General features: G+C 70.3%; 21 protein-coding genes. 10 read left to right on the forward strand and 11 right to left on the reverse strand.

Annotated elements, in window-relative coordinates:
- Positions 1-15 precede the first annotated feature (15 nt).
- From yihA to ASF39_RS22035, 4 genes are read left to right on the forward strand one after another with little or no spacing between them, the layout of a single operon-like run.
- The gene (gene yihA / locus ASF39_RS08445) at positions 16-666 is read left to right on the forward strand and encodes a ribosome biogenesis GTP-binding protein YihA/YsxC (RefSeq protein WP_055888002.1); all 651 of its coding nucleotides are present in this window, start codon (positions 16-18) and stop codon (positions 664-666) included.
- Positions 663-1,040: a DUF423 domain-containing protein gene (locus ASF39_RS08450; protein ID WP_056282776.1), complete on the forward strand. Its 378-nt coding sequence runs from the start codon at positions 663-665 to the stop codon at positions 1,038-1,040. Before yihA ends, ASF39_RS08450 begins: the two co-directional genes overlap by 4 nt.
- The gene (locus ASF39_RS20380; RefSeq protein WP_082494444.1) at positions 1,037-1,273 is read left to right on the forward strand and encodes a hypothetical protein; all 237 of its coding nucleotides are present in this window, start codon (positions 1,037-1,039) and stop codon (positions 1,271-1,273) included. Before ASF39_RS08450 ends, ASF39_RS20380 begins: the two co-directional genes overlap by 4 nt.
- Positions 1,270-1,455 (forward strand): hypothetical protein, encoded by a 186-nt coding sequence (locus ASF39_RS22035; protein WP_210168660.1) that lies wholly within the window; start codon positions 1,270-1,272, stop codon positions 1,453-1,455. The genes ASF39_RS20380 and ASF39_RS22035 overlap by 4 nt, the downstream gene beginning before the upstream one ends.
- On the opposite strand, the gene ASF39_RS08455 is transcribed toward ASF39_RS22035, so the two are convergent.
- Positions 1,418-2,866: a TIGR00366 family protein gene (locus ASF39_RS08455; RefSeq protein WP_056282779.1), complete on the reverse strand. Its 1,449-nt coding sequence runs from the start codon at positions 2,864-2,866 to the stop codon at positions 1,418-1,420. The genes ASF39_RS22035 and ASF39_RS08455 overlap by 38 nt on opposite strands.
- A gap of 203 nt (positions 2,867-3,069) precedes the next feature.
- Complete coding sequence (gene clpB, locus ASF39_RS08460; protein ID WP_056282781.1) at positions 3,070-5,700, reverse strand: ATP-dependent chaperone ClpB; 2,631 nt, start codon at positions 5,698-5,700, stop codon at positions 3,070-3,072.
- Between the two features lie 324 nt (positions 5,701-6,024).
- On the opposite strand from clpB, the gene ASF39_RS08465 reads away from it, so the two are divergent.
- Entirely contained in the window at positions 6,025-6,813 is a 789-nt protein-coding gene (locus ASF39_RS08465) for an MOSC N-terminal beta barrel domain-containing protein (protein WP_056282784.1), read from the forward strand.
- 30 nt (positions 6,814-6,843) lie between these two features.
- Here the strand turns inward: ASF39_RS08465 and ASF39_RS08470 are convergent, their stop codons facing one another.
- Both ASF39_RS08470 and ASF39_RS08475 read right to left on the reverse strand, forming a co-directional pair.
- Positions 6,844-7,119 (reverse strand): hypothetical protein, encoded by a 276-nt coding sequence (locus ASF39_RS08470; RefSeq protein ID WP_055887987.1) that lies wholly within the window; start codon positions 7,117-7,119, stop codon positions 6,844-6,846.
- Positions 7,120-7,384: 265 nt separating this feature from the next.
- Entirely contained in the window at positions 7,385-7,594 is a 210-nt protein-coding gene (locus ASF39_RS08475; RefSeq protein ID WP_055887985.1) for a hypothetical protein, read from the reverse strand.
- Between the two features lie 151 nt (positions 7,595-7,745).
- On the opposite strand from ASF39_RS08475, the gene argB reads away from it, so the two are divergent.
- Both argB and ASF39_RS08485 read left to right on the forward strand, forming a co-directional pair.
- Complete coding sequence (gene argB, locus ASF39_RS08480; protein ID WP_055887982.1) at positions 7,746-8,642, forward strand: acetylglutamate kinase; 897 nt, start codon at positions 7,746-7,748, stop codon at positions 8,640-8,642.
- 139 nt (positions 8,643-8,781) lie between these two features.
- Positions 8,782-9,513: a pyrimidine 5'-nucleotidase gene (locus ASF39_RS08485; RefSeq protein WP_055887980.1), complete on the forward strand. Its 732-nt coding sequence runs from the start codon at positions 8,782-8,784 to the stop codon at positions 9,511-9,513.
- Positions 9,514-9,553: 40 nt separating this feature from the next.
- Here the strand turns inward: ASF39_RS08485 and ASF39_RS08490 are convergent, their stop codons facing one another.
- The 5 genes from ASF39_RS08490 to ASF39_RS08510 form a co-directional block, all read right to left on the reverse strand.
- Entirely contained in the window at positions 9,554-10,795 is a 1,242-nt protein-coding gene (locus ASF39_RS08490; protein ID WP_056282787.1) for a hypothetical protein, read from the reverse strand.
- 156 nt (positions 10,796-10,951) lie between these two features.
- Entirely contained in the window at positions 10,952-11,473 is a 522-nt protein-coding gene (locus ASF39_RS08495) for a DUF2937 family protein (protein ID WP_056282790.1), read from the reverse strand.
- Positions 11,474-11,541: 68 nt separating this feature from the next.
- On the reverse strand, positions 11,542-11,811 hold the full coding sequence (locus ASF39_RS08500; protein ID WP_056282794.1) for a hypothetical protein: 270 nt from the start codon (positions 11,809-11,811) through the stop codon (positions 11,542-11,544).
- 5 nt (positions 11,812-11,816) lie between these two features.
- Positions 11,817-12,824 (reverse strand): WD40 repeat domain-containing protein, encoded by a 1,008-nt coding sequence (locus ASF39_RS08505; protein WP_056282797.1) that lies wholly within the window; start codon positions 12,822-12,824, stop codon positions 11,817-11,819.
- On the reverse strand, positions 12,821-13,507 hold the full coding sequence (locus tag ASF39_RS08510) for a YoaK family protein (RefSeq protein ID WP_055887965.1): 687 nt from the start codon (positions 13,505-13,507) through the stop codon (positions 12,821-12,823). Before ASF39_RS08510 ends, ASF39_RS08505 begins: the two co-directional genes overlap by 4 nt.
- 159 nt (positions 13,508-13,666) lie before the next feature.
- On the opposite strand from ASF39_RS08510, the gene ASF39_RS08515 reads away from it, so the two are divergent.
- From ASF39_RS08515 to ASF39_RS08525, 3 genes are all read left to right on the forward strand, one after another.
- Positions 13,667-14,092 carry a response regulator gene (locus ASF39_RS08515; RefSeq protein ID WP_055887962.1) on the forward strand — a complete coding sequence of 142 codons (426 nt, stop codon included), beginning with the start codon at positions 13,667-13,669 and terminating at the stop codon, positions 14,090-14,092.
- A gap of 153 nt (positions 14,093-14,245) precedes the next feature.
- Positions 14,246-14,623 (forward strand): hypothetical protein, encoded by a 378-nt coding sequence (locus ASF39_RS08520; RefSeq protein WP_055888113.1) that lies wholly within the window; start codon positions 14,246-14,248, stop codon positions 14,621-14,623.
- A gap of 100 nt (positions 14,624-14,723) precedes the next feature.
- Positions 14,724-15,803: an ROK family protein gene (locus ASF39_RS08525; protein ID WP_056282799.1), complete on the forward strand. Its 1,080-nt coding sequence runs from the start codon at positions 14,724-14,726 to the stop codon at positions 15,801-15,803.
- A gap of 46 nt (positions 15,804-15,849) precedes the next feature.
- Here ASF39_RS08525 and ASF39_RS08530 read toward each other — a convergent pair whose 3' ends face one another.
- Both ASF39_RS08530 and ASF39_RS08535 read right to left on the reverse strand, forming a co-directional pair.
- Positions 15,850-16,524, reverse strand: coding sequence for a DUF2939 domain-containing protein (locus ASF39_RS08530; protein ID WP_056282802.1), 675 nt, complete (start codon positions 16,522-16,524; stop codon positions 15,850-15,852).
- A gap of 23 nt (positions 16,525-16,547) precedes the next feature.
- Positions 16,548-17,102 (reverse strand): RNA pyrophosphohydrolase, encoded by a 555-nt coding sequence (locus ASF39_RS08535; RefSeq protein WP_055887953.1) that lies wholly within the window; start codon positions 17,100-17,102, stop codon positions 16,548-16,550.
- Position 17,103 lies beyond the last annotated feature (1 nt).

Below are 17,103 nucleotides of genomic sequence, written 5' to 3' on the forward strand. Positions count from 1 at the left end.
TGCCGGAGCCGCACCATGTCCCAAGAGAACGACGATGCGGCCCTCCTGGAATCGGGCCGCCTGCTGTTCGCAGGCGTGGCCGACTTCCTGTCCTCGGCGCCGACCGTCGCGGCGCTGCCGCCGATGAAGGGCGTCGAGATCGCCTTCGCCGGGCGATCGAACGTCGGCAAGTCGAGCCTCGTCAACGCGCTGACAGGCCGCAACACCCTGGCGCGGACCTCGCACACGCCCGGCCGCACCCAGCAGCTCAACTTCTTCGACATCGGCGGACGGCTCACCCTCGTCGACATGCCCGGCTACGGCTACGCCAAGGTCGAGAAGGCCAAGGTCGAGGCCTGGACCGACCTGATCCACGACTACCTCAAGGGCCGGGCCAACCTCGCCCGCGTCTTCATGCTGATCGATTCGCGCCACGGGCTGAAGAGCATCGACACCGACGTCCTCGACGGCCTCGACAAGGCCGCGGTGAGCTACCAGATCGTCCTGACCAAGGGCGACGCCCTCAGGAAATCCGAGATCGCGGCACGGATCGCGGGCGTGCAAGAGGCGCTGTCGAAGCGCCCGGCCGCCTACCCCGAGATCCTGATCACCTCGAGCCGCGACGACAGCGGCGTGCCGGAGCTGCGCGCCAGCGTGGCCCGCCTGCTCGCGGAGCGCGGCGCATGAGGCTCGCGCTGCCGGACCGCATTCTGCTGGCACTCGGCGCGCTGGCGGGGCTGCTCGGGGTCGTCGCCAGCGCGGCGGCGGCCCATTCGGGTGGCGCGGAATCCCTCAAGACGGCGGCGCAGTTCCTGCTGTTCCATGCGCCCGTCGTGATCGGGCTCGTGGCGCTGAGCCAGAGCGGGGCCACCCATCGGCTCGTCACACGCTCGGCGGCCGTCGCCGTCGTGCTCGGGCTCGCGCTGTTCTGTGGCGATCTCGCCCTGCGTGCGCTCTACGGGACCCCGCTGTTTGCGATGGCGGCGCCTGCCGGCGGGATCGTGCTGATGCTGGCGTGGGCGACGGTCGGCGTGGCGGCGTTCGTTCCGGTGCGTGCGTGAACCACATTCCGAACGAGCAGACGAAACTCCTGGCGACGGCGCTTAACACGGCGGCGACATCCTGTTTTACCGTCGGCATCGCGACCCCGATTGCGGGATACGTCTACAATCTCGGAAATCTGCAGACGACGCTGACCCCGTCGATTCTCGCGCTCGGTGTGCTCAGTTGGCTTTCGGCTGCCATCGTCCTACATCTTATCGCCAGACACGTATTGACGAGGCTTCTGTCATGAACGGATTAGCCATCTTCGCCTTCGTCATCATGCCGATGATTGTCGTGACGATCGGGTACGTGGCGATGCGCCTTCACGACGCGTCGATCGATCGATACCTGAAGAACAATAGTTTGGATGGCAAGAATGCCTCCCCGCCTGCCCTCACCCCGGCATCACCGGCGGGTGATAGGTCAGCGTGAAGGCCAGCGCCCAGAGCAGGAACAGCACCACCGGCAGGTGGACGAGGAGTTGCAGGAAGCTGAAGCCGACGATATCGCGGGCCTTGAGGCCGAGGATGCCGAGAAGCGGCAGCATCCAGAACGGGTTGATGAGGTTGGGCAGGGCTTCGGCCGCGTTGTAGACCATCACCGCCCAGCCGAGGTGCACCTGAAGCTCGTTGGCCGCCTGCATCACGTAGGGCGCTTCCAGGAGCCACTTGCCGCCGCCCGACGGCACAAAGAAGCCGAGCACCGCCGAGTAGACGCCCATGGAGATCGGGAAGCTGCCGGTGGTGTTCAGGCTCACGAAGGCATGCGTGATCACGTCCGACACCGAGGTGCCGGCGGCGTTCTTGGCCCCGGTCAGCATGGCGCTGATGGCGGCGTAGAGCGGGAACTGGATCAGGATGCCGGCGGTGGCCGGGACCGATTTGGCGACCGCACGCAGGAAGCGGATCGGCCGCCAGTGCAGCAGCAGGCCGAGGGTGATGAAGATCAGGTTGTAGGTGTTGAGGTTCGAGATCGCGGTGATCCAGGACTGGCGCGAGAACTCCTGCCAGATCCAGCCCGCCGCCAGGATCACGAGCAGGATGTTGAGGATCGGCCAATGCTCCAGCCGTTCGCCGGGCTGGGAGGGAGCCTCGATCGTCTCTTCCTCGCGGGCGACGTCGATTCCCAGGTCCTGCGCCGTCACGGCGGTGTCGCGACCCGGCGCCGAGGCGATGGCGATCACCACCGAGATCACGAACAGGATCGCGGCCACCAGCATCGACTGCCACAAGAAGATGGTCTCGCTGAAGGGAATCACGCCGGTGATCGGCAGCAGGGACTTCGGCAGGCTGGCCGGGTTGGCCTGGAGCTGCGCGGCCGACGAACTGAGGCCCATGGCCCAGGTCGCCCCGAGGCCGAGGTAGGCCGCCGCCCCGGCGGCGCGGTAGTCCATCCGCAGTTCGGTGCGCCGGGCCAGCGCCCGGGCCAGCAGGCCGCCGAAGATCAGGCTCAGGCCCCAGCTCAGGAACGACGACAGCATCGTCGCCGCCGCCACGAAGCCCACGGCGGCGGTACCGCTCTTGGGCACGCGGGCGAGGCGGTCGATCAATCTCTGCACCGGCGGCGCGGTGGCTACGACGTAGCCGCCGATGGTCACGAAGGCCATCTGCATGGTGAAGGGGATCAGGCTCCAGAAGCCGTCGCCGAAGCTCCTGGCGATCGCCATGGGCGGGGCGCCGTTGGCCACCGCTCCCAGCGCGACGATCACCACCGCGATCGCCACGAAGACGAAGGCATCGGGAAACCAGCGCTCGGCCCAGGCGGTGAATCGGATGCCGAGTTGGGCGAGGGCACCATCGGTGGCCGCACCTGCGGCGGTCCGCTTCGGGTCTGGCGATGGCATGGGTGGCCCCTCGTGTCGTGCCGGTCACGCGCTGCCGACGACGCGCCGGTGTCGCAAAAACGAGGGGCAGGCTCAACCCATGCTGGCGAATCGGTCCCGTCAAACGGACGCAATCGTCATGGATCGCAGGACATGGATCGCAGGACAAAGAAGGCCGCCGACCCCGGTGCAGGGTCGGCGGCCTCTTTTTGGTCCAGCGAGCCTCAGTTGAGCGTCGCGGAGGCCGGTCGCCTCTTCTCGCCGATGGCCCGGTCGCCGATCATCAGGCCGAGCGGCCCCAGATCGATCGTCAGGGCCTCGCCGTCGTGGACGACCCCTTCGAGGATCAACTGCGCCAGCGGGTCCTGGATCGCCTTCTGGATCACGCGCTTCAGGGGCCGCGCACCGTAGGCGGGGTCGTAGCCCTTGTCGGCGAGCCAGTCGCGGGCGTCCGGGGCCACCGTGAGGGTGATCTTGCGATCCTCCAGCAGGGTCTGCAGCCGGCCGAGCTGGATCTCGACGATCGCCCCCATCTCCGACCGGCGCAGGCGGTGGAACAGGATGATCTCGTCGATCCGGTTCAGGAACTCCGGCCGGAAGTGCCGGCGCACCATCCCCATCACCTCCTCGCGCACGCCCTCCGTCTCCTCGTTCTCCGCCTGGTTCACGAGGTATTCGGCCCCGAGATTCGAGGTCATGATGAGGAGCGTGTTGCGGAAGTCCACCGTCCGCCCCTGCCCGTCCGTGAGCCGGCCGTCGTCGAGCACCTGCAGCAGGACGTTGAACACGTCCGGATGCGCCTTCTCGATCTCGTCGAACAGCACGACCTGGTAGGGCCGGCGGCGCACCGCCTCCGTCAGCGCCCCGCCCTCCTCGTAGCCGACGTAGCCGGGAGGCGCGCCGATGAGCCGGGCGACCGAGTGCTTCTCCATGTACTCCGACATGTCGATGCGCAGGAGCGCCGTCTCGTCGTCGAACAGGAAGCCGGCCAGCGCCTTGGTCAGCTCGGTCTTGCCGACGCCGGTCGGGCCGAGGAACATGAACGAGCCGGTCGGCCGGTTGGGGTCCTGCAAGCCGGCGCGCGCCCGGCGCACGGCCGTGGAGACCGCCTCCACAGCCTCGCGCTGGCCGACGACGCGCTTGGCCAAGGCCTCTTCCATCGCCAGCAGTTTCTCACGCTCGCCCTCCAGCATCTTGTCGACGGGCACGCCGGTCCAGCGCGAGACGACGCCCGCGATGTGGGCCGGCGTCACCGCCTCCTCGACCATGCCGTCGCGGCCGGCACCGGCCTCCGCCTTGGCCTCGATCTCGGCGAGCTGCTTCTCCAGCCCGGGAATCGCGCCGTAGGCGAGCTCGCCCGCACGCTGGTACTGGCCCTGGCGCTGGGCGCTGGCGAGTTCGGTGCGGGCCTCGTCGAGGCGCTTCTTGAGGTCGGCGGCGGCGCCGAGCTTGTCCTTCTCCGCCTTCCAGCGGGCGGTGATGGAGGAGGATTGCTCCTCGAGGTCGGCGAGTTCGCGCTCCAGCCGCGCGAGCCGGTCGCGGGAGGCCGAATCCGTCTCCTTCTTCAGCGCCTCGCCCTCGATCTTGCGGCGCACGATCTCGCGGTCGACGTTGTCGAGTTCCTCGGGCTTGGAATCCACCTGCATGCGCAGGCGCGATCCGGCCTCGTCCATCAGGTCGATGGCCTTGTCGGGCAGGAAGCGGTCGGTGATGTAGCGGTTCGACAGGGTCGCGGCCGCCACTAGCGCCGCATCCTGGATGCGCACGCCGTGGTGCTGCTCGTACTTCTCCTTGATGCCGCGCAGGATCGAGACGGTGTCCTCGACGGTGGGCTCGGAGACGAACACCGGCTGGAAACGCCGCGCCAGGGCCGCGTCCTTCTCGACGTGCTTGCGGTACTCGTCCAGCGTGGTGGCGCCGACGCAGTGCAACTCGCCGCGCGCCAGCGCCGGCTTGAGCAGGTTCGAGGCGTCCATCGCCCCGTCGGCCTTTCCGGCCCCCACGAGGGTGTGCATCTCGTCGATGAACAGGATGATGCCGCCGGCCGCCGCGGTGACTTCGGCCAGGACCGCCTTCAGACGCTCCTCGAACTCGCCGCGATACTTCGCGCCGGCGATGAGCGATCCCATGTCGAGGGCGAGCAGGCTCTTCTCCTTGAGCGATTCGGGCACGTCGCCGTTGACGATGCGCAGGGCCAGTCCCTCGATGATCGCGGTCTTGCCGACGCCCGGCTCGCCGATGAGCACCGGATTGTTCTTCGTGCGCCGCGACAGCACCTGGATGGTGCGGCGGATCTCCTCGTCGCGGCCGATCACCGGGTCGAGCTTGCCCTCGCGGGCCGCTTCCGTGAGGTCGCGCGCATACTTCTTGAGCGCGTCGTAGGCGTTCTCGGCGGTGGCGTTGTCGGCGGTGCGGCCCTTGCGCAGGGCGTTGATGGCGGCGTTGAGCGAATTGGCGGTGACGCCGGCGGCGGCCAGGGCACGGCCGGCCTCGGTGTCCTTCTCGACGGCGATGGCGAGGAGCAGGCGCTCCACCGTCACATAGGAATCGCCGGCCTTCTGGGCCGCCTTCTCGGCGGTGTCGAACAGGCGCATCAGCTCGCGCGTCGCCTGCGGCTGGGATGCGTTGCCGGACACCTGCGGCTGCTTGGCGAGCCATTGCTCGGTCTGCATCAGGGCGACGCGGGACTGGCCGCCGGCCCGGTCGATCAGGCCCGCGCACAGGCCCTCGGGATCGTCGAGGAGCGCCTTGAGCAGGTGGCCCGGCTGGAACTGCGGGTGGCCCTCGCGCAAGGCGATGGTCTGCGCCGCCTGCAGGAAGCCGCGGGCGCGTTCGGTGTACATCTCGGCATTCATGCCATCGTTCCCCGTCATGAAGGACGTCAGGCTCGCCCGCCTCAGCAGCGCGGCCCCGTCACGACCCCGTCCTCCGGCTTTTCGCCGCGAGGGACCCCGGCACCCCATCGGCCGCCGGTGCACCGGATGTGGTGTTGCAAATTCGCATCACAAGAGGAGACCGCGCGGAAAGGCGCGGCGGGATCGCGCCGGATGTCGGCTCGCGAAACCGCTGGGCACGCCCGCCGAACCGGCGTAGCGACGGCCGCGGGGATCGCCACGGATCTTGCTACCGATGGTGCAACAGCAGCCAGCCCTTCTCACCGATCCCATCAGGTGCGCGCCATGACCCCATCGACGTCCAAAACCGTCACGATCGCCAGCCTGTATCGCTATCCCGTCAAGGGCTTGAGCCCGGAGTCGCTGCACGAGGCCGTCCTGGAGCGGGACGGGTACTTTCCCCATGACCGCCTGTTCGCCATCGAGAACGGACCGTCGGGCTTCGATCCCGGACGCCCGGCCCACGAGCCCAAGATCAAGTTCCTGATGCTGATGCGCCACGAGGCCCTGGCGCGCCTGGCGACCCGGTACGAGCCGGCCACCGGCGTCCTCACCATCGCCCAGGAGGGGCGCGTCGCCGTGGAGGCGGACCTCGCCGCCCCGGAGGGGCGCCGGGCCGTCGAGGCCTTCATGGCGGGCTACCTGCCCGACGCCCTGCGGGGCGAGCCGCGCCTGCTGGCGGCGCCCGAGGGGTTCCGGTTCACCGACTCCCCGCGCGGCTACGTCTCGCTGCTCAACCTGGCGAGCGTGGCGGCCCTGGAGGACATGACCGGAGTGCCGGTCGATCCGCTGCGCTTCCGCGCCAACCTGCACCTGACCGGTCTCGCGCCGTGGGCAGAACTCGATCTCGTCGGCCGTGTCTTGAACGGTCCGAACGGCGTGGTCCTGCGGGTGATCAAGCGGACGGAGCGATGCGCCGCGACCAACGTCGATCCGGCCACCGGTATCCGAGACCTCACGATCCCGCGCACCCTCGACCGAAACCTCGGGCACACCGATTGCGGGGTCTATGCCGAGGTCCTGGCGGGTGGACGCATCGCCACCGGCGACGATGTCGTCCTCGCCGACGCCTGACCGCGTGACGGCCCGGATCGCCGAAGTCGATCAGATGCCGTCGCGATGCACCAGGACGATGGCCGCGGCATAGCCGGCTCGGCGCAGGTGGCGCAGATCCGAGTGCCGGCGCTCGCAGGTGATCTTGAGGTAGCGCGATTCGCCGCCCGTCATGCCCGTGGAGGCGGCCACCGTCTGGCCCTGCATCAGGCATTCGATCGGCGTGCGGACCGGCGAGACGATGACGTCGAGGGCGGTGTCGCGGGAGCAGTCGCGGGCCAGCAGCGTACCGGCACAGACGAGGGCAACGGATAACAGTTCAGGCATGACGGACCCCTTTTTCGAAAGTGGCGAATAAGGTCCGCGGGTTTTGCTCTGGCGTCCGAGCGGCCGCGTGATCGTTGCCTTGGTCGTTCCCCTCGTGGTGACCCTGCTTCTTGTCGGTCGACCGTACGTTCCGGTCGAACCCGCATCTTGCATGGCGTGTGCCAGGGTCGTTCTTGGTGGTGGCCGTTCTTGGTGGTGGCAGGCGGCCCATGCACAGGTTGCAGGGTGCCGGCGATGGGGACGCCCGCGCGGGCGTCCCTCTCGGTCAGCCGCGCGGCGAGAGCCAGACCGGCTCGGGCAGGTCGCGGGGCAGCAGGGCCGCGACGGCGTCGAGATCGACGACGTAGCGTTCCGTGAGCAGACGCCAGACGTCGGCCTTGGTCTGGGCGAGGCCGGCGATGTCGCCGAGCGCGGTGGCCAGGACCGAGGTCGCCGTGAGAACCGGGCGAGCGTGGGTGAGATCGGGGTTCAGCATCGGCTCGTGATCCTGTCAGACACGACCTGAGAGTGTGCCCGCACGGTTAATCGTCGGTTACCGGCATAGTTTTCGGGGGCGGACGGGTTCGCAGGGGGCGTGGGCTGCGCTAGACCCCCTCCCGCCGTCACGCAGACCCCGAGTCGCCGCGATGAAAGAACCCCTGCCGAACGTCCACGTCCGGGCGGAAGTCCTGGTGCAGGCGCTGCCGCACATGCAGCGCTACGACCAGGAGATCGTGGTCATCAAGTACGGTGGCCACGCCATGGGCGATGCCGCGGCGGCGGAGGATTTCGCCGAGGACATCGTGCTCCTCGAGCAGTCAGGCCTGAAGCCGATCGTGGTGCACGGCGGCGGCCCGCAGATCGGCCGCATGCTCGGTCGCCTGGGCATCCAGTCCGAGTTCAAGGGCGGCTTGCGCGTCACCGACGAGGCCACCGTGGAGGTGGTCGAGATGGTGCTGGCCGGCTCGATCAACAAACAGATCGTCGGCTGGATCTCGGCCGAGGGCGGCCGGGCCATCGGCCTGTGCGGCAAGGACGGCAACATGGTACGCGCCAGGAAGGCGATGCGCACCATCATCGACCCCGACAGCCGGACCGAGCAATCGGTGGACCTCGGCCTCGTCGGAGAGCCCGAGCACGTCGAACGCGGCGTCCTCGACGCGGTGCTCAAGGCCGAGCTGATCCCGGTGCTGGCCCCGGTCGCGTTCGGGGCAGACGGCCAGACCTACAACGTCAACGCCGACACCTTCGCGGGCGCCATCGCCGGCTCGCTGCGGGCCAAGCGCCTCCTGCTGCTCACCGACGTGCCCGGCGTCCTCGACAAGGAGGGCAAGCTGATCCCGGAACTCTCGGTGGAGGATTGCCGGCGGCTGGTGGCGGACGGGACGATCACCGGCGGCATGATCCCCAAGATCGAGACTTGTATCTACGCCATCGAGCAGGGGGTCGAGGCCGTGGTCATCCTCGACGGCAAGGTCGGACACGCGGTGCTGCTCGAACTCTTCACCGACTACGGTGCCGGCACCCTGATCCGACGCAGCTGACCGCACGCGCACCGGCTCCCGCCCCGAGCGGCGAGCCGGAGCGCGATGCATTGCGCATGACCGATTTGGTCACTACCAACAGTCACACTATCGTCGGTGCCCGAAGCCGGCCGTCCTCCCGCGAACCCCGCGAACCACCTTGTTTCTTCCAGGCGAGAGCCATTTCACCGCCGCCGCGTCCCGCGGATTCTCCGATGTCGACACCTGGGTGTTCGATCTCGACAACACGCTCTATCCGAGCGACGCGATGGTCTGGCCACAGGTCGACGAGCGCATCACGCTCTACGTCATGCGCCTCTACGGCCTCGACGGCCTCTCCGCCCGCGCGCTGCAGAAGTATTTCTACCATCGCTACGGCACGACGCTGAAGGCGTTGATGATCGAGGACGCGATCGACCCGCACGACTTCCTCGATTTCGCCCACGACATCGACCATTCGACCATCAGCCTCGACCCGGCGCTGGGCGATGCGATCGAGCGGCTGCCGGGGCGCAAGCTCATCCTCACCAACGGCTCGCGGCGGCACGCCGAGGACGTGGCGCGCAAGCTCGGCATCCTCGATCACTTCGAGGACGTGTTCGACATCGCGGCCGCCGACTTCATCCCGAAGCCCGAGCGGTCGACCTACGAGCGCTTCCTCGCACGCCACGGCGTCGATCCGCGCCGCTCGGCCCTGTTCGAGGACATCGCCCGCAACCTCGTCGTGCCCCACGAGATCGGCATGGCGACCGTGCTGGTGGTGCCCCGCACCCTCGACCCGTTCCGCGAAGCCTTCGAGCAGGAGGCGGTGCAGGAAACGCACATCGACCACATCACCAACGATCTCGCCGGCTTCCTGAGCGAACGGGTCCTGCCGGTCGCCGGGTCCTGAGGGCCCAAGCCTGAGAGCCCAAACCTGAGAACTCGAGCGTTCAGGCGTCGTTGGCGGCCTGGGCGTTGCGCAGGAGCCCGACCTTGGGCCGGCGCGTGCGGAACTGGCCGCGCTCGACCGCGATGAACACCAGCACCACCACCGAGAGGGTGGTGATCCACCACATCACGGTGAGGCCGACGCCGATGCAGGCGACGGCGAAGGCGGCCGCGAAGGCGGCGAGCGCACCGGGGACCAGCACCGCAGCCACCCGCTCGCTGCGCCGGATGGCGCCGTGGAGGGCGAAGGCGGCGGCCAGGGCGCCGACGAGCCCGAGTTCGTACCAGAGCTCGAACAGCACCGTGGTCGGCGCGTTGGCGGGCACGAGCCCGACGACGCGGCCGCGGCGGGCGCTCTCGAGCCCGTGGCCGGTGATGAGGCGGACCGGCTCGGTGGTGACCACCTTCTGCCAGGCCTTGATGCTGAGAACGGCGGGCGCCACCGGCCCCGCCACGGCGATCCCGAGGGGCCGCGCCACGAAGGGCAGCAGCGGGGCCGCCACGAGGAGGCCGGCGCCGAGGACGGCCACCAGGCGCGTCGTGAGGCTCATGCGAACGCTGGCGAGAGCGAAGACGACGGCACCGACGGCGAGCGCCGTCCATTGCGTCACATTGGGCACCGCCACGAGGGCGCAGGCCACCAGCACGAGGGTGACCAGCGCCTCGATGTCGCGTCCGCGCGAGCGCAGCCACGCCATCGCCGGCCAGACGAGGAGGGCGAGGAGGATCAAGCCGCGGTTCAGGGCGCCGTCGTCGTCGGCGCTGCTGCGCATCACGCTGTCGCCGAACAGGCCGATCCCGATCGACAGGATCGCGGCGGCGGTCACGCCCACCGGCAGGAGGTAGAGGTTGGCCGAGCGCATCCGGTCCGGCAGCGCGAGGTAGCCGACGAGGGTCAGGAGGATCGTCGCGACGAGGTTGAGGAGCCGCTCCGTGGCCGGGTCGAGGAACGGGGTCCAGACCAGCGAGAGGGCGGCCCAGCCCAGCACGAGCAGACCGGCGTGGAAGGCGGGCGAGCGCAGGAGCGCCGTCGCCACGGGCCGGACCGGGCGGTTCTTGCCGTCGATGGCGCTCGCCAGGATCAGCAGGACGATGCAGATCGGGACCAGGATGACGGCCGCGCGCCGCGCCACCTGGGCCGCGATCGGCACCACGACGAACAGCCCGAAGAAACCGACGCGCCGCAGCAGGGCGGCCGCGTCGAGGGCCGGATCGATGGACGAGGAGGTCGGTGCGCGCGCCATGTGCGAGAGGTCAGCCGTGAGCCGGCGCCACGAGGGAGCCCGCGCGCTACCGGCGCAGTCGTAAGGCATCGCGGACGGGCCGGCTGTAGATCGACCGCAACACCTGTGCCTTCCCCGCAACGGCGAAGGCGCGTCCCGGCTCGCAAGACCGATCCGTCAGGCGGGGTTGGCCGCCGGGCGCCGCCGCGGGGTCAGGCGCCGGACGAGGTCGCTGAGCAGCCGCCAGCCGGCCCAGGTGGCGAGAAAGCCGAGGCAGCCGGCGATCAGGCCGTCGGCGGTGGTCGGCACGGCCGGCTGGTAATCCTGGTAGGTGGCGCGGACCAGCGGCAGGTCGGGCGAGCGAACGAGGGTCGCCAGCCGGCCGAGGGGGCCGCCGGCCCGGGCCAGGGCCTGCTGCTGCGCGTCGAGGTCGGCCAGGCGCTCAATGTCGTAGCGGGCGGCCTCGCCGCGCCTGGCCACCAGCGCATCCTGGTTCTTGCGCAGCCGCTCGACGGCGCCGTCGCGGCTGTTGCCGGTGTCGGCGGCGTCCTTCTCGAAGGTGGAGACCACCCGGCGCAGCTCGTCCACGGTCCCGCCGAGGCGCTGGGTGTACTGCTGGGCGAATTCCGGCCCCTGGGCGGCGACGGCGCCGCCGAACAGGCCGAGGGCAAGGCCGAGGGTACGTAGGACACGAAACACGGCGGTTTCCTCACGGCGACGTCTGGACAAGGGCGGGACCCTGGCCGGGGTTCCGCGTCGAGCGCCGGTCAGCCGGTCAGGGCGTCGGCCACGTCGGCCTGCGTCACCGCCGCGATGGGTTTCGGCACCTTGAGCGCCCGGGTGCGCTCGCCCGGCCGCATGATCAGGATCACGGTCTCGAAGCCCGGGCAGGCGGGGTCGGGACACAGGATCTCGTTGACCTTGACGACATCCGCCGCGTCCAGCCCCGCGGCGGGACGGACCCAGGCCTCGACCCGGCGGCGGGGGCCGTCGTCGGCGGGCGGGCGGGCGGAGCGGCCGAGACCGAACAGGGCCATCGCGCTCAGCCCGGAAGGGTCAGGAGGCCGGCCTGGCCGTCGGCGCAACCGAAGGCGAGGCGCCCTCCCCTGGCGTCCCAGGCGAGCGCGGAGATGCCGCTGCCCTTCACGGCCGGGCGCACCAGCAGTTCCGAGGCGTCGACGAAGCGCACGAGCAGGATGCAGCCGTCCTCGTAGCCGATCGCCAGCACCAGGGCCTTGGGGTGGAAGGCGACGCGGGAGACCCGGGCCGGGCGCACGCCGCATTCGCGCGGCGCCTTGCCGGTGGGGCCTTCCTTCGAATCGAACGGCCACACGATGGCCGCCTCGGCGCCGCTGGTGGCGAGCCAGTCGCCGTCCCCCGACCAGCTCGTGGAGCGGACCTTGCCCGGATAGCCCGACATCCGCATGTGGCCCTTGTCCGGCTGCAGGCGCCAGCCGTGCAGGGCGTTCTCCTGCATCGTCGTGACGACGAAGCGTCCGTCCGGCGACCAGGTGACGTCGATGTGCGAGCCCTTCCAGGCCACGGCCTCCGGCTCGGCGGAGAGGTTCGGGTACCAGAGGGTGGCGCCGTTGTAGTGCGAGATCGCGAGGCGGTAGCCCTTGGGTGCGAAGGCGAGCCCGCGGGCGGTGGTGGGAGCGGTGAACGCCTTCTCCCGGCCCTTGGCGTCGCGGGCGACGACGGCGCGGCCGGCGGCATAGGCCACGGCACCGTCGGGATGGAGCGCCAGGGCGTCGATCCAGGCGCCCTTCGCGCCGGCACCGAGTTCGGACGTGGCGCCGTCGGCGCGGATCTCCACCACGCGCCCGTCGTCGCCGCCCGTGACGAGGCGCCGCCCGTCGCCGGCCCCCACGAGGATGCCGCCGCCGGGATGGGCCTCCACCTCCCGCTCGACGCCCTCGGCGACGAGCACGACGCGGCCGTCCCCCAGCGCCAGGGCGAGGGTGTCCTTCATCCAGGCCGCGACGGTGACGTGCGCGCCGGCCTTCAGCGGCGCCACGTGGTCGGCGAGGGAGGGTTCGCTCAGGCTCATGCGTCGGGCGTCCTTGGCCAGCGTTGGGCAGGGCCGGGTTCGTGGAGCATCGTCAGCACCGTCGCCATCACGGCGAGGCATCCGGCGAGTCCGGCGGGGATCGCCAGCGCATACAACGACAGCTCGGCATAGGCGATGGTGCCCGTCAGCGAACCCACCAGCAGGGACAGCCAGACGAAGCCGTCGCCCATCCAGGCGAAGCGCGGCCCGCGGCCGGCCAGGGCGAGGGCGAGCTTCTGGCCGAAGCCGAACAGGGCGCCGGTGACGAAGGTGGTTCCCGCCCGGAACCCCTGCACATGGGCGAGCACGGCGTTCTGCGCGCCCATCGCCAGGGCGAGGAGGAGCGAGGCGACGTGATCGGTGGGCGTGGTCACCGCGGCGGAAAAGGCGGCGGCGACCACCACCGTCTCGAAGGCGAGGATCGCCGGCGTCCCCCAGCGCGGGGGCAGCAGAGCGGAGAACCCGCCGCCGCAGATCCCACCGAGGAGGAAGGCGGCGATGAGCAGGGCCGGAAGCAGGGCGCCGCCGGGCTCTCCGTGCCCGAGGTGGACCGCGAACTGCGTGGTGTTGCCGCTCATGAACGAGGTGTAGAGCCCGCCCAGCCGAATGAAGCCCAGCGCGTCGACGTAGCCCGCGAGCGCGGTCATCACGAGGCCGAAGCCGAGGTGCCACGGGCGGGTCAAGCGGACGCCCTGCCCGCCATGCCCGCAGGGTTAAGCCTTTGCTCACCAAACCCGCGCAATTTGACCGAACCGGGGTGAACGTCGGGGCGAACGGAGCCGTTGGTCCAGCGATCCGGTCTCGGGGGTCTCGTCCTCAGCCGGGTGCGTTGGAGTTGCGTCATGGTCCCTTTCGCCTGTGCTGCCCTGCCCTGGCCGGCCATCCGGCCGGTCGGCATCAACGAAACGGTTCTCGTGGTCGAGGATGAGGCCATGGTGTGCGAGCTCGCCGCCGAGGCCCTCCTGGACGAAGGCTATCGCGTGCTCACGGCGGAGGATGCCGACGAGGCGCAGACCATCCTCGAGCGGGAGAGCGTCGATCTGCTCTTCACCGATATCGATCTGGCCCGCAACACGAACGGCATCGTCCTGGCCCGCCGGGCCCGGCGTCAGCGCCCAGGGCTCCCGGTCATCTACACCTCCGGCGGACGGGCGAGCCTGTCCCAGGCCGATGCCGTGGCCGCCTCGGTGTTCGTGCCCAAGCCGTACCGGCCGAGCCAGCTCGTGGCGGTGGCCAACGGCCTCCTGCGCGGCCCCCATCTCTTCTGAACGGGCGGCCTGCTAGACGACGACCCCCATCTTTCCCACGACGGCGTGCCGGGAGCCTTACGACCCCGGCATCCGTTTCCCAGCGAACCGCGCCCCCGGGTCGCGCGCCGACGCCTGCCGCGCCCGTTTCGAGCGCCACCCTTGGAGATCCCCATGCGACCCGTCTATGCCCGCACGCTGCTGATCGCCATCGCCCTCCTGTTCGCCTACGCCCACCCGGCGGCGGCCTGCGACGTGAAGAGCGCCAAGCTCGAGGAGGCGATCGCCGACAAGAGCGAATTGCGCGAGGCCGCCAACAAGCAGACCGTGCGCGACCTGCGCACCCTGCGCGACGCGGCCATCGTGCTGGACACCTACAAGTACGCCGCCGAATGCGAGGCGCTGATGAAGATCGTCGCCAAGCTCGCCGCCGACCCGGAAACCACCATCGAGCGCGGCGGCGACACCGACGAGGACAAGGCCGAGGGCATCGCGGAAGCCCGCAAGCCCAAGGTCGTGCCGGGCATCGAGCCGGCCCCCGCCAAGCGCTGACACGCGGCGGCGGCCTGCCCCGCAGCCCGATCGCGCCTGACGCGTTGTCGGGCGGGGCCGACGGTGTTCGGTCGAACCAATCGAAACGGTGAGCGACACGATGGCGAGCGGCAGCAAGTCGGGACGATCGGCACTCTTCCACGGATCGCTCGACCTGCCCGCCGTGGTGGTGGATTCCACCAACATCGAACTGAAGGACGACGAGGGCTTCGTCGGCGACCAGGTCTCGAAGAAGGCGTTCCGCGCCCTCGTCGAGGAGTGGCGCGGCAGGATGCGCGAGCTCGGGCCCGACCCCCTCGCCGACCGGCCGAGCGAGACGATCAGCAAGAAGCGCCTCGACGAGGCCCTCACCGGCGACGCGCCGCTCGCCGCGGGAGTGGTGTTCAGCGCCGTGGAGGAGTTCGCCCAGGGCCTGGCGCGGCTGGTGCGCCGCTTCCTGCGCCAGAAGGGCTGGCGCGACACCTCGCACATCGTGGTGGGCGGAGGCCTGCGCGACAGCCTCGTCGGTCGCCTGGCGATCGCCAGGGCGGCGGCGATCCTGCGCGGGGGCGGGCTCGACATCGTCATGGAGCCGATCCGCAACCATCCCGACGACGCCGGGCTGATCGGCGCCGTCCACCTCGCTCCGGCCTGGATCTTCGCGGGCTACGACAGCCTGCTGGCCGTCGACATCGGCGGCAGCAACATCCGGGCGGGCGTCATCGAGACCCACCTGAAGAAGGCGCCGGACCTGTCGCGGGTGGCGGTGTTCCGGTCCGAGATCTGGCGCCATGTGGACGACGAGCCGAGCCCGAGCCGCGACGAGGCCGTCGACCGGCTCATCGCCATGCTCACCGACCTGATCCGGCGCGCCGAGCGGGCCGACCTGGCGCTGGCGCCCTTCATCGGGATCGGGTGCCCCGGCCGGATCGAGCCCGACGGCACCATCGCCCGGGGCGGCCAGAACCTGCCGGGGGACTGGGAGGGCGAAGGCTTCAACCTGCCCGGCCGCATCCTCGCGGCGATCCCGCGGATCGGCGACCACGACACCATGGTGGTCATGCACAACGACGCCGTGGTGCAGGGCCTCAGCGAGGTCCCGTACATGCACGATGTCGCCAGGTGGGGTGTCCTCACCATCGGGACGGGCCTCGGCAACGCCCGCTTCACGAGCCGGCAGGCGCAGCCCGAGGACGCCTGATCGCCTCCCGGGCTCGCATCCCGGACGATCACGCCCGACGCGATCGTCAGGGTTTCACGTCCGAGGGCTTCATCTCCGACGGCTTCGTCTCCGATGGCTTCGTCTCCGATGGCTTGCCATTGCGCGACCGCGGCGCCGTGGCCTGCGCGAGTGTCTTCGCCAGGCGCTGGCGCATGTCCTCGGGCAGGTCGATGTCCACGAGGCGCCAGGTCCAGCCGCGCAGGCGAAGGCGGATCCTGAACTGCCGCGGCTCGCCGTGACCGGGGGGAACCCTCAGCACCACGGTGCGAAAGCCCCGCATCTCGGAGGTCAGGTAGAACGCGACGAGCTTGCCGAAGCCGTCGACGCGCAGGCCGCCGGATCGGGACGGGGCCGGCCCGGCCGCTTCGTCCGCCGATTCGACCGATTGCGGCCGACCGTCGTCGAGGAAGTCGATGACGGTGCGCGGTGTCACCAAGGTTTCCACCAGGGGGACGGCCAGCACCATCGCCGTGTCGACGATGCGCTCGCGCGGCTCGGCGGCCGCGGTGCTCGCCCGTGCCGCCGCGGTGGCCTGGCGCACGAGGGACAACCGCAGGGTGCGGAAGTTCACGTGCCGCTCGACGTAGGCCTCGTCGCCCGCCTGGACGGCCCTGGCGAGATCGTAGAGCGCCCAGAGCGGCGTGAGCGTGAAGAGGAACCAGCCGAGCGCCAGACCGATCGGGAGCGACCACCAGCGCATGGCGCGCCCTCAGCTCCGGCCGCTCACGACCGGTCCCGCCAGCCGGCGAGCCCCGAGAAGGCGGCGACCACGCCCTCGTAGACCGGCCGCTTGAACGGAACGATCAGGTCCGGCAACGCCGCCATCGCCTCCCAACGCCAGGCGTCGAACTCGGACGGATGGGCGCCGCCGCCCGGATGCAGGACGTCGATGTCCGCATCCGTGCCGAGGTGGCCGAACGCGAACCACTTCTGCGACTGCCCGCGATACCGCCCCTTCCAGACCTGCTTGAGCACGTCGGGGGGCAGGTCGTAGGACAGCCAGCCGGGCGCCTCCGCCAGCAGCACGACGCGGTCGGGGGACACGTTGGTCTCCTCGTAGAGCTCGCGAAGGGCGGCGGCCTTGGGGTCCTCGCCCTCGTCGATGCCGCCCTGGGGCATCTGCCAGGCACGGCCGTCGGCGACGTGCTCGGGGCCGGCGTCGGCCCGGCGCCGGCCAACGAACACCCGCCCCTTGGCATCGAGCAGCGCGATTCCGACGCAGGCGCGATAGGGAAGGTCGGCGCCGGCGCCGCGGGTCGTGTCTGAATCTGTGGTCATC

Origin of the sequence: Methylobacterium sp. Leaf108 (genome assembly GCF_001423265.1) — a bacterium.
In the GTDB taxonomy this organism is placed as follows: domain Bacteria; phylum Pseudomonadota; class Alphaproteobacteria; order Rhizobiales; family Beijerinckiaceae; genus Methylobacterium.